This window comes from Alphaproteobacteria bacterium (genome assembly GCA_024244705.1).
In the GTDB taxonomy this organism is placed as follows: Bacteria; Pseudomonadota; Alphaproteobacteria; order JAAEOK01; family JAAEOK01; genus JAAEOK01.
The window spans coordinates 17,609-40,665 of sequence record JAAEOK010000110.1 but is presented as its reverse complement, the minus strand read 5'-3'; the positions used below and the strand labels follow the sequence as shown (position 1 = coordinate 40,665).

The window sequence follows — 23,057 nt, the reverse complement described above, 5'->3', positions numbered from 1 at the left end:
CGAATCAAGCACCGGTGAACCGGGGCATGACCCGTTCGGCGAACAACTGCATCGAGGCCGCGGCCTCGGCGCCCGAAATCGTATTGAAGTTGACCTGCAGGGAGGCAATTTCAAACCCGCCGACCATATCGTCATAGCCCGCGATGACATCGGCCAGACGGTCGGGGTCACCGACCCAGGCGGCGCCCTTTTCAACCTGGGATTCAAATGTCTCCTTAGCCAGGCCGGCGATGATCTTGTCGTAGTTTGGATAATCTGCGGAACTCGATCCGCCGGTCCAATCCGAGGCCGCATCGACCAATGACTTGAGGTAGCGATTGAGCGGCTCGCGGGCAATGTCGCGAGCGCGTTCATCCGATTCGTCGCAGAAGAGATGGAAGGCCAGCATGACGGTTCCATTGCCGGGGTGTCCCGCCTCGCGCCAGGCCTCACGATACAGGCCGAGCAGCGCCTTCATCTTACCGCCGGCCAGCGGGATGGCCATGATGGAGTGGCCTGCGGTGCCCGCTTTGACGAACGATTCCTCGGTGGCCAAGGCGGCAACGTAAAACGGTGGCCGCGGTTTCTGAGTCGGCCTGGGGAGCGATGTCACGTCGCGAAAGGCGTGGAACCGGCCGTCCATCGAAAGATTCTCTTCCTCCAGTAGACGCCGGACCTGCTCCATGCCTTCGTCGAACCGTGCCTTGCTTTCGTCGAGGCTGATACCGAAGCGGTCGAACTCATGCGGTAGGAAGGCGCGCCCGAATCCGACATCGAGTCGCCCGCCGGAAATCGCGTCGAGCATGCCGATCTCACCAGCCAGCTTGAGCGGATTGTTGAACACCGGCAGGACGGCGCCGGTCACCAGGCGCGCCTTTCGCGTGCGGGCGGCGGCGGCGGTCAAGAAAATGATCGGGTTCGGGCTGTAACCACCGTACTCACGGAAGTAGTGCTCGACGGTGCGGACGTGGGTGTAGTCGAGTTGGTCGCAGAGCTCGACCAAATCCATGCATTCGGCGAAATACGCGTCCGCCGTTTTGACGTCGGGCCCGATGTCGGGAAAGAATTGAATGCCGAATTGCATGTTGCTAACTCCACTTCGGAACATAACCCGCCGGTTAGATCGAGGTCCGCGAGGTTCGCTGCCGGTTTCCGGCATCCAACACGTAGCATATCATTACTCCGTATACCGATTAAACCGCCGGTTCGGAAGGTGCGCCCACGACAATGTGTGATTGGCCAGTCCGCGGATGTCTCGGGACTCGTTGCCGATTGGGCGCCGTGTTGCCAATATGACTCCAACAATTCGATTCCATGGGTAGAGGGAAACGGGAATGAACCATCCGCGAAAGGGGCAGCCGGCGGTGACGAACTACCGGCTCCTCGAGGCCCCCGGCCACCTCATGCGTCGGTGCCAGCAACGCGCCGTTGAGATTTATGTCAGTGAAGTCGGCCGGAACGGACCCACACCGCGTCAGTTCGCGGCGCTGATCACGGTGCGGCAGCACCCCGGCCTGAGCCAGACCGACCTGGTCAATTTGACCGGCATCGACCGCAGCACGATCGGCGATTTGATCAGCCGCCTGATTCGACGGGGCTGGCTGAGGCGGCGGCGAACGAGCAGGGACGCGCGCGCCTATGCCCTCTATGTGACGACCGAGGGCGAGCAAATCCTGGAGCGGGCGGTGCCGGCCATTAATGCCGCACAAGAACGGATCCTGGCGCCTCTAGCGCCGGCACGGCGGTCGGAGTTCATGAGCTGCTTGCGGACGATGGCCGATGCCAAACGCGATGCGGTGCCAGGCCGCGACCCGGAATGAACCATGTTTCCAAGTGTGTGGAGGGGAAATGAAGCTATGCCGTTTTGACGAGGATCGCCTGGGCGTGACTGATGGCGAGAGGATCCATGACGTGACGGGGGCCCTCGCTGTGTTGCCGGCCATGTCATGGCCGGTTCCCCCGGGCGACGCGTTGATCGCGCATCTCGACCGGATCGTCGAGCGCGCTGCCGACCTTGTAGACTCGGCGGCGGCGAGACCGTTGGCCGACGTCCGGCTGCTCAGCCCGGTCGCCAATCCGACCAAGGTGATTGGTGCCCCGGTCAATTATCACAAGCACCTCGACGAGGCGCAGGCCGACGCCGGCATCAATTTCGGCCAGGATATCAAGACCATCGATCACTATGGCCTGTTCCTCAAGGCGAACAGCGCGCTCGTCGGTCCCGGTGAGGGCATCGCGCTCCGCTTCACCGACCGCCGCAACGACCATGAGGCGGAGTTGGTCACCGTCATCGGCAAAGGCGGGTCGGATATCCCGCGCGATCGCGCCTTCGATCATATCGCGGGCTATACGATGGGATTGGACATGACGGTGCGTGGCACCGAGGATCGATCTTTACGCAAGTCGGTCGACAGCTATGCGGTGATCGGGCCCTGGTTGGTGACGGCGGACGAAATCGCCGATCCCGACGCCATCGATTTCGAGCTTCGCGTCAATGGCGAGGTGCGCCAGGCCTCGAACACGCGTCACTTGATTTTTGATATCGCGCGTTTGGTCGAATACGCCTCGTCCTTTTATACCCTTTATCCCGGCGACCTGATCATGACCGGGACCCCCGAAGGTGTTGGCCCGGTCAAAGCCGGCGATGTCATCGACTTTACGATGGACGGGATCGGTGCGATGCGGGTCGCGGTGCGTGCAGCCTAGCGCAACCGATCGGGTCCAAGCGAAATGGTTCCGTCGCCGGCAGTCATGAACGCGAGAAAAGCCTATATCGTATGTGCGTCACCGCGGAGCGGCAGCGGCGTTCTCTGCGAGGCCTTGTGGACGACCGGCCGCGCCGGCCAGCCCGATGAATACTTCGGCCGCGAAACCATGCCCATTTATTGGCAGAAATGGGGGGTGCGGGACTATCCCGATTACGTGCGCCGGATGATTTCGATGACGACCACTGCGAACGGCATCTTTGGGGTCAAGATTCATGCCCTGCATCGGCTATTGATCGATGAGGTATTTCGAGGACAGTCGGATGGATCACCGACGACGGGACTCGACCGCTTGGTCGATCATCTGCCCAACGTGGAATTTGTCTGGTTGCGCCGTCGCGATAGGGTGCGGCAGGCTATTTCGTGGTCGAGAGCGTCGCTTAACCAACAGTTTTATCGGAGACGCGGCGACCCGGTTTCGGCGATGGGGTTTCCGTTTGATTTCGACGATATTCTCGAGCGTTGCCAAGAGCTTAAGAATTTCGATCGCTTCTGGGATGGATTCCTACGACATCGCGGAATTGATCCGTTAAGGCTCTTCTATGAAGATGATCTGGAGCACGATTTCAGGGCGGGTACGCGGCGTGCGCTCGACTGGATCGGGGTCGACAATGTCGATGGTCTCAATATTTCGAGCACCTTCTGCAAACAAAGCGACGAGCTCTCCGAACGCTATTGCGAACGCTTCAAGACGATGCTTGCCAACCGGCCCTCGGTGGAATCGGTTCCATGATTTCAGAGTGACGAAGCGTCTCCGCTAACTCCCGACGCCGATAATTGTCGGTGATCGGGTTCAACGGCGATTGCGCGACAAACTGGTTCAAAGAAATTTATCCCGCCCCTTCCAGTAGGGCGCGCGAATGAGGTGTTTTTGCATCTTGCCGACCGGCGTCTTCGGGATCGCGGCGACGAATTCGATCAGGCGTGGGCGCTTGTAGCGGGCGAGCGTCCGGAGGCTGAAGTCGATCAAATCCTCGGCGCTAATGGAATTGCCGTCGCGCAGCACGACGTGGGCGGCCGGAACCTCGCCCCAATGGTCGTCCGGAATGCCGAAGACCGCGCATTCGGCGACCGCCGGGTGCTTGTAGAGCGCATCCTCGATTTCTTTGGGATAGATGTTCTCGCCGCCCGAGATGACCATGTCCTTCGATCGGTCGACCAGGGCGAAATAGCCTTCCGCGTCGCGGAATCCGAGGTCCCCGGTCCACAGCCACCCGTCGCCCGACTTGAACAGGGCCGCGGTCTGCTCGGGATCGTCGTCGTAGGCGACCATGAGATGGTCGCCGCGAGTCACGATCTCGCCGACCTCGCCGGCGGCGACGGGGCGGCCATCGGGGCCGAAAATGTCGAGCTCGACGTTGAACGAGGGCCGCCCGATGCTGTCCGGCTTGTCGGTGTGCTCCCAATGACGCTTGACCGTCATGGGACCGGTTTCCGACTGGCCATAGTTCTCGGTGAACAGAATGTTGGGGAAGAGGGCGCGAAGTTCGGCGATGAGTGCCGATGGCATCGGCGAACCGGCGAATCCGATATGGCGCAAAGTGGCGAGTCGCGACGGCTCGAACCGCGGATGCCTTACCAGCCCATTGAGTTGGGTCGGGACAAGAAAGGCGGCGGTGATCTTGTCGCGCTCGACGAGATCCATGAATCGCTCCGGGTTCCACGTCCTGAGCAGCGAACAGCTGCAGCCGAGCCACAGCAACGGCTGGAACCAAACGAACAAGCCGACGGCGTGGAAGATCGGTGTTACCACCGCGGCCCGTTCGGCATCGCTCAACCCGTGCTGGGCGACGATGGTGACCGCCGACGCCGTGCGGCATTTGTGCGAGACCAGGACGGCCTTGGGAAACCCGGTGGTGCCGCCGGTGAACGTGATCGCGTAGGGGTCGCTGTCGGACAGTTCGACCGTCGGCTCCGCCGTCGGCTGGCCGGCGACGAAATCGTCATAGGCGGTGGCCTCCGGCAGCGCGTCGGCCGGACCGTCGACGACGACGATGCGACGAAGCGACCCGATCTGTGGCGCGATTTCGGCGACCAGCGCCGCATATTCGGCGTCGAAGACGAGCGAAGTCGCACCGATCTTGTTCAGAACATAGACCAGGTCCTTGGGTGCATAGCGGAACGAAAGATGGGCCAAGATCGCGCCGGCGCGCGCGGCGCCAAAATGCACCGCTGCATATTCGGCAACATTGGGCAGCATGGCCGCGATGCGTTCGCCTTTGGCTACACCGGACGAATGGAGTGCGTTGGCGAATTGATTCGCCGCATCGGAAAGTTCTCGAAATGTCATCCTGCGGTCGCCGGCGGTCAACGCGACGCGGTGGGGCGTTCGGCGCGCCGGCAATTCCAACATCCGTCCTGCCAACATCTGTCCACTCCCCGTGCCGCGCTCGAAGACCGCCTATCGCCGGGTGACCCCGAGAAACGACAGTATTCTAAAGTCCGTTTATCCGCTTCAGCAAATCGGTCAGCGTGCGGCGTTCATCTGTCGACAGCCCGGCCGATAGCCTGTCTTCATGCGCGCGCAGATGCGGCTCGATGCGGCGGAGGAACCGACGCCCCGCATCGGTTAGGAAAAGGGCATGGGCACGGCGGTCTCCGGGGGCGGGCCGGCGCCGTATCAGCCCGCGTGTTTCGAGATTGTCGATGACCGCGACGATTGTCGACCGGTCCAGCCCCATCGCGCGCGCCAAAGCCGACTGGTTGAGACCGGAATTGGTGTCGACCAGCAACAGGCCCCCGAGCTGTCCGGGGCTGATGTCGAACGGAGCCATGGTCTCGGCGAAGTCCTGGAAGGCGCGCAATTGAGCACGCCGAAGGCCATAGCCCAGAAGCTCACCGAGCGGCGCGTAACGCAGCTCTTCGGTGCTCCGGATGCCGCTCCGGCCGGTTCGACCCATCACCTGCGTCCGTCGTTTCTGTCCAACAATTTGTTTGTATCACAAATTGTTTGAAATCCAAACAATATTGACCTATATCGGACCGGTCGAATCTCTGTTCTATGAGCATGAGCTTTACGGTCAAGGTCAGCCAATTCGAAACGCCGGTGTCGGTCGAGATGGGCGATACCATCCTCGAAACCGCGTTGCGCTTGGAATTGCCCTATCCTCACGGTTGCCGCTCGGGCAATTGCGGCGCCTGCAAGTCGGAGCTAATCGCGGGCGACGTCGAGCTGTCGCCCTACTCGGAGTTCGCGCTAACCGCGGAAGAACGCGCGCGCGGGCTGATTCTCGCCTGTCGGGCGGTGCCCTGGTCGGACTGCGAGGTCGCCCACCTCGAATCGGAGGATGTGGAGACCCATCCCAGCCGCCACTTGAGGTGCTCGGTGATTTCGGCCGAACCCGCGACCCACGACATCCGTGTCATCCGGCTGAGGATCGAGTCCGGCGGGCCGTTCGACTTCTCGCCCGGTCAATATGCGAGCCTCGTCTTTCCGGATTTGCCGCCCCGCGACTATTCGATGGCCAACATGCCCGGCGGCGACGAGCTCGAGTTTCACATCCGCCTGATCCCGGATGGCGCCGTCACGCCCTATGTCCAGGAGGCGCTCAAGGTCGGCGACGAGGTGCGCGTCCGCGGGCCGTTCGGCACCTCCTATCTTCGCCGCAATCACAACGGGCCTATTGTTGCACTTGCCGGCGGATCGGGCATCGCGCCCATCAAGTCGATCATCGATTCGGCGCTGGATGCGGAGATCGGGCAGAGCATTTACCTCTATTTCGGCGTGCGCGACGAACGAGATCTCTATCTCGAACGCTACTTCGACGAATTGGCGGCGACCCATGCCAATTTTCATTTCATCCCGGTTTTGTCCGAGCCCACTAAGGAGACGACGCGGCGCACCGGATTCCTCCATGAATCGGTGCGCTCGGACTTTACCGATCTCGACGGCTGCAAGGGCTATCTCGCGGGCCCGCCGCCGATGGTCGAGGCCGCGACACGCGTTTTGACATCGCTCGGCATCAGGCGCCAGGATTGCCACGCCGACGCATTCTATACCGAGGCCGACAAAGCGGCCGGGAAGGGGGCTTGATGCCATCGACATTGTTGCAGGACCGGGTTGCCCTGGTGACCGGTGGCGCGCGCGGCATCGGCAAGGCGATCGTCGAGGATCTCGTCGATCATGGCGCCCGCGTGGTCATCGCCGACAGCGGTACCGGGATCGACGGCGCCGGTGCCGACCCGTCGCCGGCGACGGACTTGGCGGGCGCACTGGGCGACAATACGAGGGCCTTCACCGAAAGCGTCGCCAGCCCATCGGCGGCGCAGGCAGCCGTCGACGCCGCGCTCGATGCCTTCGGCGCCCTCGACATACTGGTCAATAATGCGGCGATCCTGCGCGATGCCTTTGTCTTCAAAGGCGATTCGGGCGATTGGGACGCGGTTATCCGCAACAACCTGTCGGCGGCCTACTACCTGATGACTGCGGTGACGCCGGTGCTGAGAAATCAGGCCAAAGCCGGTCGGCCGCCGGGCCGGCTGGTCAGCATCGTCTCGACCGCCGGCCTCTACGGAAACTACGGTCAGGCGGCCTACAGCAGCGCCAAGGCCGGATTGGTCGGTTTGACTCGGATCGCCGCCCTCGACATGGCACGGACGGGGGTCACCGCCAACTCGGTGGCGCCGTTCGCCCATACCCGCGTCACCGACATCATCAAGCCGGCCAATGACGCCCAGGCCGCCTACAAGGAACGGGCCATGAAGGTGTTGCCGCGGCACGTCGCCGCCTTCGTGACCTATCTGTGTTCGGCGGACGCGCAGAACGTGACCGGCCAATTGTTCGGCGTTCGCGGCCGCGAGATCTTTCTGTTCTCGCAGCCGCGGCCGGTCTCCTGGCTGGTCGACGAGGAGGAGGACTGGCGCGCCGAGAACATCGCCGGCGGCATGTCGGCGATGGTCCCGTCGTTTACGCCGTTGGAAACCGACCTCGAATCATTCAACACGGACCCCGTCGTATGAGAGGTGCGCGATGACGACCCACGAAATACCCCAGGTCGATACCTGCGAAGATTTGAAGTATTACCCGGAAGAATACGGGAACGCCGTGCGCAAGCTGGTGATCAGCCACGCCATCAACGAGCTGCAGGGTGCGCGGGTGTTCGATGAACCGGCGGTCGCCCTGGCGCCGACGCCTTATGCCAAGTGGCTGACCTGCCGCGTGGCGATGGAGGAATACGGGCACCATGTAAGGTTCTTCGAGCTCGGCCGCGAGATGGGGATCGCCGAGGCCGACATGGTCCCCGAGCGGGCCGAGAAACGGCCGCTGTCGATTTTCGACTATCCGCTCGAGACCTGGGAAGAATTCTGCGTCATCAAGATGCTCGGCGATCTGGCCGAAATCCTGCAGGTCGAGGATTTGGTCAAATGTTCGTTCCATCCGCTCCGCAACCTCGCCCGCATGACGATGCCGGAGGAGCGGTTCCACGCCCAATTCGGCGTCGATTTCTGCGGTGACCTGTGCCAGAGCGAGGCCGGACGCACGGCGGTGCAGGCCGGGATCGACCGCATCTTTCCGTCGTTGCCCGCGTTTTTCGGCCGTGACAAATCGAAGAACAATGAGATTTTCCGCAAGTGGGGCATCAAGGAGCGCACCAACGAGGCGATGCGCGCCGACTATGTCGCCCGCGCCCGCGAGGTCGTCGAGGATCAACTCGGACTAACCTTGCCCGCGGTCGAACTGGCTGCTGCGTAGCCGCGCTTCAAAGGCTAAGATCGCGGCGAGGAGAACGAGATGGCGAAAGCGGAACGTCAGGCCTATTACGACCGCATCGGCGCCGACAGCCTGGCGCCGCTGTGGGAGGTGCTCCACAATTTGGTGCCGAAGGAGCCGCCGCGGACCTGCGCGGCCCATATTTGGCACTACGACAAGATCCGCCACTTCGTGCTCGAGGCCGGCGATCTGATCACCGCTGAGGAGGCGGAGCGTCGGGTCCTGGTGCTGGAGAATCCGGGCCTCCAGGGGACCAACCAGGTCACGCCGTCGCTCTATGCCGGGCTCCAGCTCATCCTGCCCGGCGAGATCGCGCCCAGCCATCGCCATACCCAGTCGGCGCTGCGCTTCGTTATCGAAGGCGACGGCGCCTATACCGCCGTCGACGGCGAACGGACGATCATGCACGAGGGCGATTTCGTCATCACGCCGCCCTGGACCTGGCACGACCACGGCAATGAATCGGATCGGCCCATGGTGTGGATGGACGGCCTCGACGTGCCGTTGGTCAATTATCTCGATGCCGGCTTCGCCGAGAAATATCCCGAAGCCGTGCAGCCGATCGGCCGGCCGGTCGGCGACGCGCCGGCGCGCTATGGCCAGGGCCTGCTGCCGGACGGCTATCAGTCCGGTTCGCTATGCTCGCCGATCTTTAATTATCGCTATGACCGAACCCGTGCGGCATTGGAAACGATGCGCCGGACCGAGGATTGGGATCCCTGTCACGGGCTCAAGATGCGCTACGTCAACCCGGTCGACGGCGGCTGGGCGATGCCGACCATGGGAACGTCGATCCAGCTTTTGCCCAAGGGTTTCGCCACCACACCCTACCGATCGACCGACGCCACCGTGTTCTCGGCGGTCGAGGGGAAGGGCCGATTGGCGGTCGGCGACGTAACCCTCGAATGGGGTCCGCGCGACGTTTTCGTTGTCCCGGCATGGGCTTGGAATTACTTCGAGGCCGATGAGGATGCGGTCGTCTTCAGTTTTTCCAACCGTCCGGTTCAGGAAAAACTCGGCCTGTTTCGCGAGCAGCGCGGCAACGCGGAAGATTGAGGGTGACGATGCCGCGCGGCGGCGGCGGCCCCGACGGCCGAGGTTCGCTTGAACAATTCGCCGCCGAATTGCCGGCCGTCGCCTGGTTTGCCGCGGTCGGTTTGCCGCTCCCGAAAACCGTCGTGGCGACCGCGTCGCGCTATCTGATCGGGCTCGGCTATCGGGATGTGACCGTTGGATCCGTTTCCGATTGGCGCGCGGCGGCCGATGTCACCCGCGACCCGGCCTGGGAGCAGGGCTGGTGGGCGCGGGAAGAGGCCCACCGGCGCAACCTCCTCGACGCCTGCGCCGGCGCCCTCGGCGAGAAGACGGCGCTTGATCTATTGACCACCGTTACCGAGCAGGCGAATGCGGTGGTCCTCGATGCGGCGTCCGACGCGCTTGCCCGCTTCGGCACCATCGATCCATTTCTCGCGCGCGTCGCGGCGGGCGCCGCCGCCCAGGCCGTCTATCAGGCGGCGCTTGCCCGTCTCGCCGGGGAAGACGCGGCCGACCTCTTTGTTGCCAAATTCGACCTGTTTCGCGCCGGCCGCTGGCCGCTCGGTATCGTCGGCGGCGCCTTGCGCGTGTTTTGAGTCGCCGCGTTACGAGTGCATCGGCGGTTTGAGGCGGCCGATCATCAGTGCCAGCACGATCCCGACCGCCGCCGAGAAGACGACGGGAATCGGCGCCGCGCTCCAGGTCCCGGTAGCGGCGACGAGAGCGCCTGCGATCGGCGGCCCCATCATCTGGCCGATATTGGATCCCTGCATGACGAGCCCGTTGGTGGTACCGATGAGGGCCGGGCGCGGGGTGAAATCCGCCGTCGCGCCGAGGATGGAGGCGGGCAACAGGCCGCCGACAACCGAAAAGACGATGCACAGGACGACGCGCGCGCCGTCGGGCACGGCTTCGCTGTAGATGCCGATGGCGGTAACGGCCATCGTTGCGCTGGCGACGGTGATCAGCAGCGATCGCCTCACGCCATGGCGCAGCAGCCAGCCGGCGGTCAGGTTGCCGGCTGCATTGACGACCACCGCGAGCGCGGTGATCGATGCGGCCAGTCCGGCGCCCATGCCGCGGGTTTCGACCAGGAACGTCGGCAGAAAGCCCATCACCGCGATGAAATTGCTGGTGTAGGTCATAAAGCACAGGGTCAGAAGCAGAGGACCGGGGGCGAATAGGGTGGTCCGGATGTCGCGCGCCAAATGCCGCGGGCCGGCGGTGTCGGGCGGGGGCCGTCCGCCCAAATTGCGGGTTGCCGCGGCAAGGGCGATGGCATAGGCGGCGACCAGTCCGGCATTGATTTCCCAAAGACCACGCCAACCCAGGGCCGCGATCAAAGTCGGCGAGGCCACGATCATCGCCGCCGTGCCGAGCGGCATGTAGGTGCCCCAAAATCCGAATGCCATGCCCATGTCCTCGGGCCTTGCCGACCTGACGATCAGGCCCGGCGCCGCGACGATGATGGTGATGAAGCCGAATCCGGCGAGGAAGCGGCTCAGCAACAGCGTCGTGACGCCGGGCGCCAGGCCGCCGAGGGCGCTGCCGATGGCGACCGCCCACAGTCCAAACAGGACTAGGCGGCGGTGGCCGAGCTTGTCGGCGGTAGCGCCGGCGAGAATTCCAATTGCCGCACCGACGACATTGAAGATCGACAGGATCCAGCCCGCGGTGACGAGGTCGATGCCGAGTTCGGCGCGGAGGACCGGCAGCGCGGCGGGCACCTTGCCGATCTGAAAGGCGGCGACGATTCCCGCGCCGACCACCAACAGGACAATCCGCCATTGGGTCGCGGGGGTAGCGGTCGAAGGGGACACGATGGCGAATTGCTATTCGGCGACGATCGGATTGACCAGGGTGCCGATGCCGGTGATCTCGACCTCGACGGTGTCGCCTGCCCTCATGAAGACCGGTGGTGTGCGCTTGAAACCGACGCCGCCCGGGGTGCCGGTTGGAATGACGTCGCCGGGGACGAGTTCGGTGAAGGTCGACAGATAGTTGATCAGATAAGGGATATCGAAGATCAGCTGGTCGGTGGTCGCCCGCTGCATCTCGGTTCCGTTGAGCCGCGTCACCAGGGTCAGCGCGGTCGGGTCCGGGATTTCATCGGTGGTCACGATCCACGGCCCGAAGCCGCCGGTGTGGGGAAAGTTCTTGCCCGGCGTAAACTGATGGGTGTGACGTTGCCAGTCGCGGATGCTGCCATCGTTGTAGCAGGCGTATCCGGCGATGTGGTCGAACGCCCTCTCGGCCGGAATATGGCGACCGGCCTTGCCGATGACCATTGCCAACTCGCCCTCGTAGTCGAAACGATCCGAATGAGTCGGCAGCACCAGGGGTTGTTCATGACCGACCTGGGTATTGGCGAAGCGCGTGAACAGGGCCGGATAGTCGGCGTCGCCGCGACCGGTTTCCTCGACGTGCTTCTTGTAGTTGAGCCCGACGCAGATGATCTTGTCGGGGTTGGGGATCGTCGGCCGGAATTCGATTTCGTCGAGCGAAAAATCGGCGTCGGTTCCGCTGTCGAGCGCGGCGAGTTCCGCCATGCCGTCGGCGAGCGCGGACTTGAGATCGGGAAACTTCGTTCCCAGTCGCCGCGACGCATCGACGACGCCGTCGTCGACGGCGATGCCGTAGCCATCGATTCCACCATGCCGGAAGCTCAGCAATTTCATCCTTGTACCCTCCAGTCGGTCTCGCGGTTTCGTTCGTTCAGCTGCGCATCCACGCCTGGCCCCAATAGTTGAGGGTCCGTTCGCAATGGGGCCATGTCCGTTTCGCCATCGACAGCGGCATATGCTCGAGCTCGGCGGAGATCTCGACCTTGTTGCCGTCGGGGTCGAGGACCATGAAGAACAGATTGTCGCCGGGACCGTGCCGGCCCGGACCCCACCATAGCGGCACACGCAGGCGCGAGAAATGGTCAGCCCAATCGCGGATGTCATTCCAGCAATCGGCTTCGTAGGCGTGGTGGTCCAGTCCCGTTTCGGGCGCTACGAAGGCCGCGAAGCTATGGTGTTCGGGATCGCAGCGATAGAAGCGCGCGGTGATCCGGCCGCTGTCCTCATCGACGACCTCGTCCGAAACGACGAACCCCAGGACATCCGAATAGAACTCGTGAAGCCGCTCCAAATCGGTCGTCGCCATGACGAAATGCTGGAGCCGTCCGGGTAGCTCGTCATCGCCGTCATAGGCCGTGTTGGGCAGGCCGAAAACGATCCGACCGCCGTCGGGGTCGGTGACCGCGAAGGCGTCGTCCTCGAACAATGGGGTCGGCGACGGCTCGATCGGCACCTGGCGGCGTTCCAATGTTCGGCGTAGGGCGGCGACGGCCGCCCGATCGGCCATCGCGAACGCGGCGAAGGAAAGCCTGTTGGCCTCGCCGCGACCGATCACGACACGCCGTTTGCGTCCGTCCATCAGCGATTGCCCCTCGGCCAGGGGCCGCTCGCGGAGACCGAGCCCATCGCGATAGAACGGAATCAAGCGGCTCGGATCGGTGGAATCGATGCGTATGTGATGGAGGCGCGACGGCCAAATTTCGGGAGCGTCAGTCATGGCATCCAGTCCTGTTCATGTGCCGCCGACGCCGATCAGGCTGTCGAGGCGGTCGGGGTCATCGCGCAGATCGGCGCTTGCGCCGTCGAAAACGATACGGCCTTTGTCCATCACGACGACCCGGGGCGAGAAATCGAGCGCGATGCGCGTGTTCTGCTCGACCAAAAGGATGGCAAGATCGCCGTCGCTCTGCAATGTCCGCATGGCGGCCACCAGGCCTTCGACGATAACCGGCGCAAGCCCTTCCGACGGTTCGTCCATAAGCAGCACCGACGGATTGCCAACCAGGGCGCGAGCGATCGACAGCATTTGCTGCTCACCGCCGGAAAGCTGGTTCCCCATGTTGTCGGCGCGTTCGCGGAGATGCGGGAACAACTCGAAGACCTTATCGATTGTCCAACGGCCCTGTCGCGTCGCGACCATCAGGTTCTGCTGGACCGAAAGTGACGGAAAGATTTCCCGTTCCTGCGGGACGTAGCCGATGCCGATGCGGGCGCGGCGGTGGATTTCCATCGACGTTATTTCCTGATCGCGGAACCGAATCCGACCGCCGTGCAGATTGGTGTGGCCCATTATGGTTGCCAGCAAGGTGGTCTTGCCGACCCCATTGCGGCCAATGAGACTGATGCTTTCTCCCGGCTCGAGCGATAGTTCGAGGTCCTCTACGACGACCGTGGCGCCATAGCCGGCCGACACCCCATCCAACCGGAGACTGCGCCCGTTCAGCGCTTCAGACATGGGTTTCTTGGCCGAGATAGACGGCGCGCACGCGCGCGTCGCGCCCGATTTCATCGGGCGTGCCGACGGTCAGCACACCGCCACCGACCAATACCGTAATCTCCTCCGCGAACCGGAACACCACATCCATGTCGTGCTCGATGATGAGGATCGCGATTTCCTGCGGAAGGCTATCGATGACATCGAGCAAAATCCCGTGTTCCGCGGTGGGGACACCGGCGGCGGGCTCGTCGAGCAGCAACACCCGCGGATTGAGGCCCAGCGCGATCGCGATTTCGACGAGCCGTTGCCGGCCATAGGGCAACTCGCGGACCGTCTTGAGCGCGTCCTCGGTCAGCCTCAGCCGATCCATCAGAGAGACCGCCTCGTCGACCACTTCCTGGTTGGTTCCCGCCGGCCGCCACATCGCGTTGCCCAATCCGTGGCGTTCGGCAATGCCGAGGTAAATGTTCTCGAGCACGGTCAGACCATTGAACAGGGTGTTGATCTGAAAGGTCCGTGCCAGGCCGTGTTTGACGCGCTCATGCTGGGCCATCGCGGTGATGTCGTGGCCGTCGAGCAAAACCTGCCCGCGCGTCGGCGAGAGCGCCCCGGTGATCAAATTGACGAACGTCGTTTTGCCCGCGCCGTTGGGCCCGATAAGCGCGTGCCGCGCCCCCGGCTCGAGACGGAAATTGATATTGCGGGCGACCTCGAGGGCACCGAAGGATTTGTACAGCTCGCGGGTTTCCAGGACGGTGCCGGTCATGGACGTTTCCTGGCGGCCTGACGGGCTAGATCTTCGACCAGTCCAAACAGGCCGCGGCGGGCGAAGAGGACGGTCAGCACGAGCAGCAAACCGATCCCGAACTCCCAAAACTCGGGGCTCAATTTGGCGAGTTGATCCTCCATCAGCATGTAGACCACGGCGCCGACGAAGGCGCCGTAGAGCCGTCCGGAGCCGCCCAGGATCAGCACGATCAATACCGCGCCGGAACGCTGAAAGCTGAGCACGTCCAGCGTGACGAACGCATTGGCCTGGGCGAAAAGGCCACCGGCGACGCCCGCCATGGCGGCGGAGATCGTATAGATCGTGACCAGCCTCTGGCGTACCGGCGCGCCGATCGCATGCATCCGTGCGACATTCTCCCGAATGCCTTCGAGTTCGCGTCCGAACGGGGAGTAAACGATCTGCCGGGCGACGAGAAACATCAGCAGCAGAACCAGCAACGAATAGAGATAGGGAACCTTGAACCAGAGATCGAACTCGAACAGACCAAGCAGGGCGGACGGCGCGATGCCGTGGAGGCCGTCGAAGCCGCCGGTGATGCCGTCATAGGTGTTGGCGAATTCCTGCAGCAGGATGGTCGTCGCCAGGGTCAGCATCAGCAAGGTGAGCCCGCGTGTCCGCAGCAGGATCAACCCCGCGACAAGCCCGACAACCGCCGCGCAGAAGGCGGCGAAGACCAGTCCACTGATCGGCTCGTTCCAGCCCAGGTGCACGGAGAGCATGCCGGCCGCATAAGCCCCGGTGCCAAAGAAGGCGGCGTGGCCGAGGGTGACGATGCCGGCGTAACCGAGAACCAGGTCGAGGGACAAGGCGAACAACACCATGATCAGGATTTGGGTGCCCAGCGCCAGCCAGCCGGGAAACAAAAAGAAGGCCGCCGCGGCAATCAGCCAGGGCAGGGCCTCCGCCCAATGCCAGCGGTGCCTGGCAAGCAGGAAAGCAGCAGCCGGGCTGGGGCCGTCCATGTCGCTACGTCCGCCCGAAAAGGCCGTTGGGGCGCCACAGCAAGATGGCGATCGTCACCGCGTAAATCATGAACGCGCCGACCTCCGGGTAGAGATATTTGCCGGCGTTGTCGAGGATGCCGAGCACCAGCGCGGCGAAGAAGGCGCCCTTGACGCTGCCGAGGCCGCCGACCGCGACCACGATCAGGAAAAACACCAGATATTCGATGGCATAGCCCGGCGAGAGTCCGACGATATCGACGCTCAACCCACCGCCGAGAGCGGCCAGGCCGCTGCCCAGCGCGAAGGTGACGGTGAACAGACGGTCGACATCGATGCCGAGTGACTGCGCCATGCGTCGGTTGTCGACGGCGGCGCGGATTTGCGCGCCCAATCGGGTCTTCTCGAACGTCAGCCAGAGGGCGGTGATGATGACCCCGCCGGCCACGATCATGAACACGCGATAGGTCGGAAACGCGCGAAAGCCGAGATCGACCTGGCCCTTCAGATAGTCGGGCAAGGTCACCGGCAACGGCGCCGGACCGAAGATGAAGGTCGCCGCGGCGATGGCCATGAAAACCAGGCCGATGGTGAGCAAGACCTGGTCTAGTTCGCTGGCTTTATAGAACCGCGCATAAAGGCCGCGCTCGAAGGCAACGCTGCACAGCCCGACGCCAAAGAACGCGACCACCAAGGCGATCGGGAACGGCACGCCAAACCTATTCATCAAGCTTACGACGACGTAACCGCCGGCCATGGCGAAGGCGCCGTGCGCCAAATTCACGAAACCCATCAGTCCCATCGTCACCGACATGCCGACGGAGACGACGAACAGCACCATGGCATAAGCCAATCCGTCGAAGACGATGCTGATCGCGGTGTTGAGGAATGGGTCCATGGGCGCATGCATCCGGCAAACGAAGCCGCCGCCGCGCTAAATGCGCGGACGGCGGCTTTCTAGTTCGGGGCGGACCGCGATGGCGGGCCTGCCCGTCACGCGGCTGCTATTGGCCGCATTTACCGATTTTCAGCTCCTTGCAGGGATCCTTGACCTGTTCGATTTGGCCAATGACCTCGATGCCAAGGCGGTCTCCCTTCTTGACCACCCTGTGGACCTGTTCGTTTTGGACGATGTCGCGAGTTTCGGCGTCGATCGAGATCGGCCCGCGCGGGCTGTCGAACGTCCAACCCCGCAAGACCTGCATTGCCGCGTCGCCCTCGATGTTGCCGTCGAGTTCACGAATGACGGTGGCGATCGCCGCCATGCCGTCCCAGCCGCCAACGGCCATGAAATCCGGCGTGCTGTCGGCGCCGTACGCCTGCTTCCACGCCTTAACGAAGGCCCGATTGTCCGGCGTATCGTAGTCGGCTGAGTAGTGATGGATGGTAACCATGCCGACCGCCGCGTCGCCCATGCCCTGAAGCTTGGTATCCTGCGTAATGTCGCCGGGGCCGATGAGCTTGACTCCGGCGGCGGCCATGCCGAGATCGGCGTAGGTTTTTACCACCGCGGTGGCGTGGTTGCCGGCGGGGACAAAAACGAAGAACACGTCGGGCTTTTCGTCTTTGACGCGTTGGAACCACGGGGTGAAGTCCGGCACTTCGCGGGGCCCGCCCATCGGAATCTCGTCGACGACCTTGCCGCCCGCGGCTTCGAATCCGGTCTTGAAAGCGGCCAGGCTATCCTTCCCGGGCGGGTAGTCGGTGTAGCCCACCGCCGCCGTCTTGGCGCCCAGGGAAGTGGCCGCGTATTGGCCCATGTTGTAGCCCGCCTGCCACATGGTGAACGAGACGCGCGCGAAATACGGCGACATGCTCGGGATCCAGGCGGTGCCCGCGTTCATGATCACGGTCGGCGTCTTCGACTGACTGATCATGGGGGCGATTGCCATGGCGTTCGGCGAGAATACATAACCGGCCAGAATGTCGACTTCGTCGCGGGTAATGAGCTCCTGTGTCGCGGTCTTGGCGATATCGCCGCCGGGGCGCTTCGAATCGCGAATGACCAATTCCACGTCGTGGCCGCCCAGCGCCTCAGGATGCTCTTTCAAATAAAGTTCCATGCCGCGGAGAATCTGCTGGCCGAATTCGGCCGCGCCTCCGGAAGTCGTGAGCACGACCCCGACTTTCACGTTTTCGGCTGTCGCGGCCGTCGCTGCCAGCATCAGCGCGGCAGCCATGCCGACGGCAAACCCGGAAAACTTCCTCATTCCTTCCTCCCTGTCCCGATTGGGGTGTGTACGGTTTGATTGATCGCCGGTATTTTGCCATGTCTCGCACGAGACGAAAGGCTAATTTTTGCCGGCATTTGTCTCGTCCAACGAAAGACCAACGAGGACCACAGGGGGGAGTCATGACGACCCAGGAAGAATACGAACGCATTTACAGCGAACTGATCGGATTCACGCCGCCGCGAATTCACGAACGCATCAAGCTGGGTCTGGAGGTCGATCCCGGGCTTCTCGAGCAAGTCGAGAACATCCGCGAATCGGCAATGTACCCGTCTTGTCTCGACGTCAAGACGGCGCAACTGATCCTGTTCGCCGTTCTTTTGGGGCAAGTCTCGCCGGCGGCCGAATATCACGGCCGCGCCGCACAGCGAGCCGGCGCCAGCAAGGAGGAACTGCACGCCACGGCGGCGCTCGCCTTTTTGTTTCGCGGCTTACCCGCCTTCAATCTCGGCGCCGAGCTGATCAACAAGATCTTCGAGAACCACGAAAATGAGGCCAACTAGCGCCGGTTTTGATATAGGTGCTTCGACACGACGCCACGCGATGGACTATCCTCATGCCGAATGATTCTCCCCGAGTTCTCGTTTTTCAGCACATAAGTACCGAGCACCCCGGCATCTTTCGCGATTTCATGCGCGAGGATGGGATCGAATGGACGCCGATCGAAATCGATGAGGGGGAATCGATACCCGACCTCGAGCCATTCGACGCGCTGATGGTCATGGGTGGGCCGCAGGATGTCTGGGAGGTCGACAAATATCCCTGGCTGGACGGGGAAAAGGCGGTAATCAGAGAAGCCGTGGTCGAGCGCGAGATGCCCTTTATCGGCTTTTGCCTCGGCCATCAGCTCCTCGCCGATGCGCTCGGCGGCGCGGTCGACAGGGCTCAAACGCCAGAGGTCGGCGTGCTCGAGGTCGAATTGACCGAGGACGGGCAGCGCTCGACCTTCTACACCGACATGCCGCGGCGCGAGCGCTATTTGCAATGGCATGGGGCCGAGGTGACGCGGGCCCCGGACGACGCCACCGTGTTGGCGGTGTCCGAGGCTTGCCGGTTTCAGGCGATTTCCGTCGGCGACCACGCCCTCGGTCTTCAATATCACATCGAGCTGACGCCGACGACGGTGCACGACTGGGCCGAGATCCCAACCTACAAGAAAGCGCTCGAGAAGGCGCTCGGACCCGGTGGGCTGGAAATCATGAAATCAGGGACCGACGCGCGCATGGATGGGTTCAATCGCGAGGCGCGCCAACTCTACGACAATTTCATGCGCCGCGTGCGGTAAGGGACTGGACCGCCAGGCGTTGGCCGCCCGGCGGTCTGGGGTGGTTCAGGCCGGGCTGTGGCCGTTGCGTTCGGCCATGAATTGGTCGAATTCCCGCTGGTCCTTGGCATCGCGCAGCCGCTTCACGAACATGGTGAATTCGCGCTGTTCCTCTTCGAGGCGCTTCAAGGTTTCCTCGCGGTATTCGTCGAAGGCGCTGTTTCCCGTCGAACTGAAGCGGGTCCTCTTGTGCGTCCATTCCTTCAAGTTACCGTCCTTCCAACACCGCATCTTTCCGCTCCATAGAAGATAAAAGAGAATCGCCAGGCCGATCGGCCAGAACGCGATAAAGCCAAGGATCATCAAGACGATCCAGGCCGGTTTGGGTAGATCGTTGGCAGCCGCCGCAACCGACATCGCTCGCTCCTTTTGCAATGTAATGGCCTTTTACATAGGTAGGGACGGCGCGGCGCGCTTCAAGTAGCGGCGGACGAAAAAATTAACCGGCGGATTTCAGCCCACATCCGGTCCGCGGCACCCTAATGATTGGGTCATTGGGCGCCATCGTCGACGCCTGGCGATACACTTCCGAGACCCCTGAGATAGATCTCGATACCGCTGTCCAAGGCCGGCGACAGGCCAATCTCCTTGAGCGCCCTCGACTGGAGATCGTTGCGGAACAGCGTCACCGCCCCGTGGGTCAGCGACCAGATGTGAAAGAACACCAACTCGGGTGACACCGTCTGCCCTTCGGGTAGCCGCGCGGTCAGTGTCTCCGTCGCCAGCGCCAATGTCCGATAGGCGCGTTGTCCGGCCTCTTTGAGCGCTTCGTCGTCGGACACCGTGAGACCGGCCTCGAACATGGCGGCATAGGATGCCCGGTCCTCGAGCGCGAAATCGATATAGGCCTCACCCATGCGGCGCAGCCCGTCGGCCGGGTCGGGTAGTCCGTCGTTCCAGGCGGTTTCGAGGCGGTCGGAGAATTTCTCGTAGCCGAGGCGCGCGATTTCGGCCAACAGCGCCCGACGATCGCGAAAATGACGATACGGGGCGGCGGGACTGACATCGGCCATCCGCGCCGCCTCGATGAGCGAAAATCCATGGGGGCCCTTTTCGAGGATCAGCTGACGCGCCGCCGAAACCAGAGCCTCTTTGAGGTTGCCATGGTGGTAGCCGCGCCGGCCCTGTCGCCTATGCTTCGTTCGTTCCATGTAAGAGAGATTAACATGCCGGCGCCCGATTTCCTCCACTCTTATTATGGGGGTGGGTAGATTCGGCTCCGGCCGCGGCCGGTGTCACGGGCATTGGGGACCTCCGCCGCCATGCCGAGCCACCCCGGTGCCGCAACCGATGCACCTTGCCGAAACCCTCGGATCGACTAAAGTCCAGGCACCGAAACCGTAAGGACATGTCATGGGGACCCGGGCCGAAGCGGGCGAGGGATCGTCGATCGAAGCCCTGCGACGTCAAGCGAGCGCCGCATTTCAGGCCGGCCGGCTGAGTGAGGCCATGGCCGTATGCCGGACGCTGCTGGCCCAGGCACCGGAACGCGCCGACGCCCATGCCTTCGCCGGCATGATCGCCCTGCGGCAGGGCGATGCCGCGACCGCGGCCGAAGCGTACGCAGCCGCGGTCGCGCTTCGTCCCGACTATGCCGAAGCGCTCTACAATCTCGGCAATGCCTTCAAAATGCTCGACCGCATGGGCGATGCCGAGGGCGCCTACCGCCGCGTGATCGAACTCCGGCCCGACTTGGCGCCGGCGTGGCACAATCTGGGCAACGTCCTGCTGGCGCAGGAGCGCGCGGGCGACGCCGTCGACGCCTTTGGTCGCGTCATTGCCATCGATGCCAGCAATCCGGATACCCATCGCAATCTGGGTATCGCCTTACAGAAACTAGGCCGGATCGACGATGCCGCCGCCTATCGCGGCGCCTTGGCGCTGCAACCAGGCTGGCCTCCGGCGGCGAGCAATCTTGTTCAGGTCTTGCTCGAAATGCGCGATCCCGAGGATGCGGTCGGCGTCTGCGACGAGTGGCTGGCCAGGCATCCGGGTCATATCGAGGCGCTGGTGCTGAAGTGCGCCTCGCTCAACGATGCCGGCGACCCCCAGGCGCTGGACTTCCTGCTCGATTCCGACCGCTTTATCGTTGAGAGAATAATCGATCCACCGCCAGGCTACAGATCACTGGCCGAGTTCAATGCCGCCCTCGCGGACCACGTTGTGGCCCACCCAACCTTGAAGGTGCCACCGGCCGACGATCCGACCTACCACCATCCCAAATTGCAGATCACCGGTGAACTCCTCGGCGACCAGAAGGGACCGATGGCTGTCATGGAAGCCGTCATGCGCGATAGCGTGGTCGACTATTGGCGGCGCGTCGGCGACGATCCTTACCACCCGTTTCTCGCCAACCGCCCGCGCAAGTGGGAGATTTCGGCGTGGTCGGTGGTGCTGCAAGGCGAAGGCAATCTGGTTCCTCACATCCATCTCGACGGTTATCTCGGCGGGTCCTACTACGTCAAGCTGCCACGCGAGGTGGCCGATCCGGACCAACAGGAAGGGTGGTTCGAACTCGGCCGGCCACCCGAAGAACTGGCCTGTCATGCCAGTCCGACCCCACGGGCCTTTCAGCCGGTGCCCGGAAAGATGCTGCAGTTTCCCGGCTATTTCTATCACGGGACGACGCCGTATACCTCGCCGACGGGAGAGACGCGCATCACGATTGCCTTCGATGTCGTGCCCAAGGTCTAGCGAGGTGCGCCGGTGATTCCGCAGTAACAGGGCCGAAACGATGCCTGAGAAAACAGCGCCAAGACATCACAAGCCATTGCCGAAGCGATTTTCGGTCGCGATGACCGACCAGGCCTACGCCAATCTGCGAGAACTGGCCGCGGAGAGTTGTCTCGGCAACAATTATGTGCTGACCGTCCTGTTGGAGAATATGGACAGGGTGATCGACCGCGCCGCGTTCCAGGACGCGGTTGCGGTGATGCTCGAACGGCACCGCAAGGAGTGAGGGTGAACGCGTGAGCACCATGGACGCCTTCATCGACGGCCTGCCGAAGGCGGAGTTGCATTTGCATATCGAGGGCACGCTCGAGCCGGAGATGATGCTTGGGTTCGCCGAGCGAAACGGCGTCTCGATCCCTTTTTCCTCGGTCGAGGAGGTCCGCGCCGCTTACGATTTCACGTCGCTGCAGGACTTTCTCGATCTCTATTACAAGGGCCTGGCCGTCCTGCAAACGGAACAGGACTTCTACGATCTGACTTGGGCCTATCTCGAGCGCGCGCACGCGGATACCGTGCGCCACGCCGAAATCTTCTTCGATCCCCAGGCCCATACCGAACGCGGCGTCTCGTTTGCGACGGTGGTCGCCGGCATCGGCCGTGCGCTCGATGACGGGCAGGCCAGGCTTGGCCTGTCGACACGGCTAATCATGTGCTTCCTCCGCGATCTCGATGTCGCGTCCGCGGAGGCGACCCTCGACGAGGCGCTGGACCATAAGGATCGGATCATTGCGGTCGGCCTCGATTCGGCGGAAGCCGGCCACCCGCCAGCCAAGTTCACGCACGTTTTCGAACGCGCCCGACAAGAGGGGCTGCTGACTGTCGCCCATGCCGGGGAGGAGGGACCGCCGCCCTATATCCGGGAAGCGCTCGACTTGCTTCACGTCCGTCGAATCGACCATGGCGTGCGCGCCATGGAGGACGTGCGGCTGGTCGAACGGCTGGTCGAGGAACAGGTGCCGTTGACCGTCTGCCCGTTATCGAACGTCCGGCTCGCCGTATTCGACCGCATCGAAGACCACCCGTTGAGGGCGATGATGGAGCGCGGGCTCATGGTTACGATCAATTCCGATGACCCGCCCTATTTCGGCGGTTACGTCAACGCCAACTACCGCGCCGTCCACCGAGCCCTCGGCATGACCCGCGATCAACTCGTCGCAGCCGCGCGCAATTCATTCGTAGCGTCGTTCGTCGATACGGCGCGGGGCGCCGAATTAATCAGCGAACTCGAGAAGTATGTCGCCGAGTCTCGGGCCGAGCCGTGATTGACC

At 63.0% G+C, this 23,057-nt stretch carries 26 protein-coding genes; 13 read left to right on the top strand and 13 right to left on the bottom strand.

Going from position 1 to position 23,057, the window contains the following annotated elements:
* Positions 1-4: 4 nt before the first annotated feature.
* Positions 5-1,063: an LLM class flavin-dependent oxidoreductase gene (locus GY791_20065; GenBank protein ID MCP4330696.1), complete on the bottom strand. Its 1,059-nt coding sequence runs from the start codon at positions 1,061-1,063 to the stop codon at positions 5-7.
* Between the two features lie 250 nt (positions 1,064-1,313).
* Between GY791_20065 and GY791_20060 the strand changes: the two genes are divergently transcribed.
* Genes GY791_20060 through GY791_20050 form a run of 3 tightly spaced genes read left to right on the top strand, consistent with a single transcriptional unit; the run spans position 1,314 to position 3,477 of the window.
* Complete coding sequence (locus GY791_20060; GenBank protein MCP4330695.1) at positions 1,314-1,799, top strand: winged helix-turn-helix transcriptional regulator; 486 nt, start codon at positions 1,314-1,316, stop codon at positions 1,797-1,799.
* A 28-nt stretch (positions 1,800-1,827) separates the two neighbouring features.
* Complete coding sequence (locus tag GY791_20055) at positions 1,828-2,685, top strand: fumarylacetoacetate hydrolase family protein (GenBank protein ID MCP4330694.1); 858 nt, start codon at positions 1,828-1,830, stop codon at positions 2,683-2,685.
* A gap of 45 nt (positions 2,686-2,730) precedes the next feature.
* Positions 2,731-3,477, top strand: coding sequence for a hypothetical protein (locus tag GY791_20050; protein ID MCP4330693.1), 747 nt, complete (start codon positions 2,731-2,733; stop codon positions 3,475-3,477).
* 87 nt (positions 3,478-3,564) lie between these two features.
* Here the strand turns inward: GY791_20050 and GY791_20045 are convergent, their stop codons facing one another.
* Together GY791_20045 and GY791_20040 are read right to left on the bottom strand one after the other, a co-directional pair.
* Complete coding sequence (locus GY791_20045) at positions 3,565-5,112, bottom strand: AMP-binding protein (GenBank protein ID MCP4330692.1); 1,548 nt, start codon at positions 5,110-5,112, stop codon at positions 3,565-3,567.
* A gap of 67 nt (positions 5,113-5,179) precedes the next feature.
* Positions 5,180-5,644, bottom strand: a complete 465-nt coding sequence (locus tag GY791_20040) for a MarR family transcriptional regulator (GenBank protein MCP4330691.1) — start codon at positions 5,642-5,644, stop codon at positions 5,180-5,182.
* 101 nt (positions 5,645-5,745) lie between these two features.
* Here GY791_20040 and GY791_20035 point away from each other — a divergent pair, with 101 nt between their 5' ends.
* Genes GY791_20035 through GY791_20015 form a run of 5 tightly spaced genes read left to right on the top strand, consistent with a single transcriptional unit; the run spans position 5,746 to position 10,085 of the window.
* Positions 5,746-6,777, top strand: a complete 1,032-nt coding sequence (locus GY791_20035; GenBank protein MCP4330690.1) for a 2Fe-2S iron-sulfur cluster binding domain-containing protein — start codon at positions 5,746-5,748, stop codon at positions 6,775-6,777.
* The gene (locus GY791_20030; GenBank protein ID MCP4330689.1) at positions 6,777-7,703 is read left to right on the top strand and encodes an SDR family NAD(P)-dependent oxidoreductase; all 927 of its coding nucleotides are present in this window, start codon (positions 6,777-6,779) and stop codon (positions 7,701-7,703) included. The genes GY791_20035 and GY791_20030 overlap by 1 nt, the downstream gene beginning before the upstream one ends.
* Positions 7,704-7,713: 10 nt before the next feature.
* A complete protein-coding gene (locus GY791_20025; protein MCP4330688.1) occupies positions 7,714-8,436 on the top strand; it encodes a phenylacetic acid catabolic family protein in 723 nt (240 codons plus the stop codon).
* A 39-nt stretch (positions 8,437-8,475) separates the two neighbouring features.
* Positions 8,476-9,510, top strand: coding sequence for a gentisate 1,2-dioxygenase (gene gtdA / locus GY791_20020; GenBank protein MCP4330687.1), 1,035 nt, complete (start codon positions 8,476-8,478; stop codon positions 9,508-9,510).
* A gap of 2 nt (positions 9,511-9,512) precedes the next feature.
* Entirely contained in the window at positions 9,513-10,085 is a 573-nt protein-coding gene (locus GY791_20015) for a hypothetical protein (protein ID MCP4330686.1), read from the top strand.
* Between the two features lie 9 nt (positions 10,086-10,094).
* On the opposite strand, the gene GY791_20010 is transcribed toward GY791_20015, so the two are convergent.
* From GY791_20010 to GY791_19975, 8 genes are all read right to left on the bottom strand, one after another.
* Complete coding sequence (locus GY791_20010) at positions 10,095-11,309, bottom strand: MFS transporter (protein MCP4330685.1); 1,215 nt, start codon at positions 11,307-11,309, stop codon at positions 10,095-10,097.
* A gap of 12 nt (positions 11,310-11,321) precedes the next feature.
* Positions 11,322-12,167 (bottom strand): fumarylacetoacetate hydrolase family protein, encoded by an 846-nt coding sequence (locus tag GY791_20005; protein ID MCP4330684.1) that lies wholly within the window; start codon positions 12,165-12,167, stop codon positions 11,322-11,324.
* Between the two features lie 37 nt (positions 12,168-12,204).
* On the bottom strand, positions 12,205-13,050 hold the full coding sequence (locus GY791_20000; GenBank protein ID MCP4330683.1) for a hypothetical protein: 846 nt from the start codon (positions 13,048-13,050) through the stop codon (positions 12,205-12,207).
* A 15-nt stretch (positions 13,051-13,065) separates the two neighbouring features.
* The gene (locus tag GY791_19995) at positions 13,066-13,788 is read right to left on the bottom strand and encodes an ABC transporter ATP-binding protein (GenBank protein MCP4330682.1); all 723 of its coding nucleotides are present in this window, start codon (positions 13,786-13,788) and stop codon (positions 13,066-13,068) included.
* Positions 13,781-14,536, bottom strand: a complete 756-nt coding sequence (locus GY791_19990) for an ABC transporter ATP-binding protein (GenBank protein MCP4330681.1) — start codon at positions 14,534-14,536, stop codon at positions 13,781-13,783. The genes GY791_19995 and GY791_19990 overlap by 8 nt, the downstream gene beginning before the upstream one ends.
* Positions 14,533-15,522 (bottom strand): branched-chain amino acid ABC transporter permease, encoded by a 990-nt coding sequence (locus GY791_19985; GenBank protein ID MCP4330680.1) that lies wholly within the window; start codon positions 15,520-15,522, stop codon positions 14,533-14,535. Before GY791_19985 ends, GY791_19990 begins: the two co-directional genes overlap by 4 nt.
* Positions 15,523-15,526: 4 nt before the next feature.
* Positions 15,527-16,399: a branched-chain amino acid ABC transporter permease gene (locus GY791_19980; protein ID MCP4330679.1), complete on the bottom strand. Its 873-nt coding sequence runs from the start codon at positions 16,397-16,399 to the stop codon at positions 15,527-15,529.
* A 106-nt stretch (positions 16,400-16,505) separates the two neighbouring features.
* Complete coding sequence (locus GY791_19975) at positions 16,506-17,711, bottom strand: ABC transporter substrate-binding protein (protein ID MCP4330678.1); 1,206 nt, start codon at positions 17,709-17,711, stop codon at positions 16,506-16,508.
* A gap of 143 nt (positions 17,712-17,854) precedes the next feature.
* Between GY791_19975 and GY791_19970 the strand changes: the two genes are divergently transcribed.
* Together GY791_19970 and GY791_19965 are read left to right on the top strand one after the other, a co-directional pair.
* Entirely contained in the window at positions 17,855-18,235 is a 381-nt protein-coding gene (locus GY791_19970) for a carboxymuconolactone decarboxylase family protein (GenBank protein ID MCP4330677.1), read from the top strand.
* 53 nt (positions 18,236-18,288) lie between these two features.
* The gene (locus tag GY791_19965) at positions 18,289-19,017 is read left to right on the top strand and encodes a type 1 glutamine amidotransferase (protein ID MCP4330676.1); all 729 of its coding nucleotides are present in this window, start codon (positions 18,289-18,291) and stop codon (positions 19,015-19,017) included.
* Between the two features lie 45 nt (positions 19,018-19,062).
* On the opposite strand, the gene GY791_19960 is transcribed toward GY791_19965, so the two are convergent.
* Both GY791_19960 and GY791_19955 read right to left on the bottom strand, forming a co-directional pair.
* Positions 19,063-19,413 (bottom strand): DUF2852 domain-containing protein, encoded by a 351-nt coding sequence (locus GY791_19960; protein ID MCP4330675.1) that lies wholly within the window; start codon positions 19,411-19,413, stop codon positions 19,063-19,065.
* 134 nt (positions 19,414-19,547) lie between these two features.
* Positions 19,548-20,207, bottom strand: a complete 660-nt coding sequence (locus GY791_19955; protein MCP4330674.1) for a TetR/AcrR family transcriptional regulator — start codon at positions 20,205-20,207, stop codon at positions 19,548-19,550.
* 202 nt (positions 20,208-20,409) lie between these two features.
* Between GY791_19955 and GY791_19950 the strand changes: the two genes are divergently transcribed.
* The 3 genes from GY791_19950 to GY791_19940 all read left to right on the top strand — a co-directional run bounded on the left by GY791_19950 (position 20,410) and on the right by GY791_19940 (position 23,051).
* Positions 20,410-21,750: a tetratricopeptide repeat protein gene (locus GY791_19950; GenBank protein MCP4330673.1), complete on the top strand. Its 1,341-nt coding sequence runs from the start codon at positions 20,410-20,412 to the stop codon at positions 21,748-21,750.
* A 100-nt stretch (positions 21,751-21,850) separates the two neighbouring features.
* The gene (locus tag GY791_19945) at positions 21,851-22,015 is read left to right on the top strand and encodes a hypothetical protein (protein ID MCP4330672.1); all 165 of its coding nucleotides are present in this window, start codon (positions 21,851-21,853) and stop codon (positions 22,013-22,015) included.
* Between the two features lie 19 nt (positions 22,016-22,034).
* Complete coding sequence (locus GY791_19940; protein ID MCP4330671.1) at positions 22,035-23,051, top strand: adenosine deaminase; 1,017 nt, start codon at positions 22,035-22,037, stop codon at positions 23,049-23,051.
* Positions 23,052-23,057: the final 6 nt, after the last annotated feature.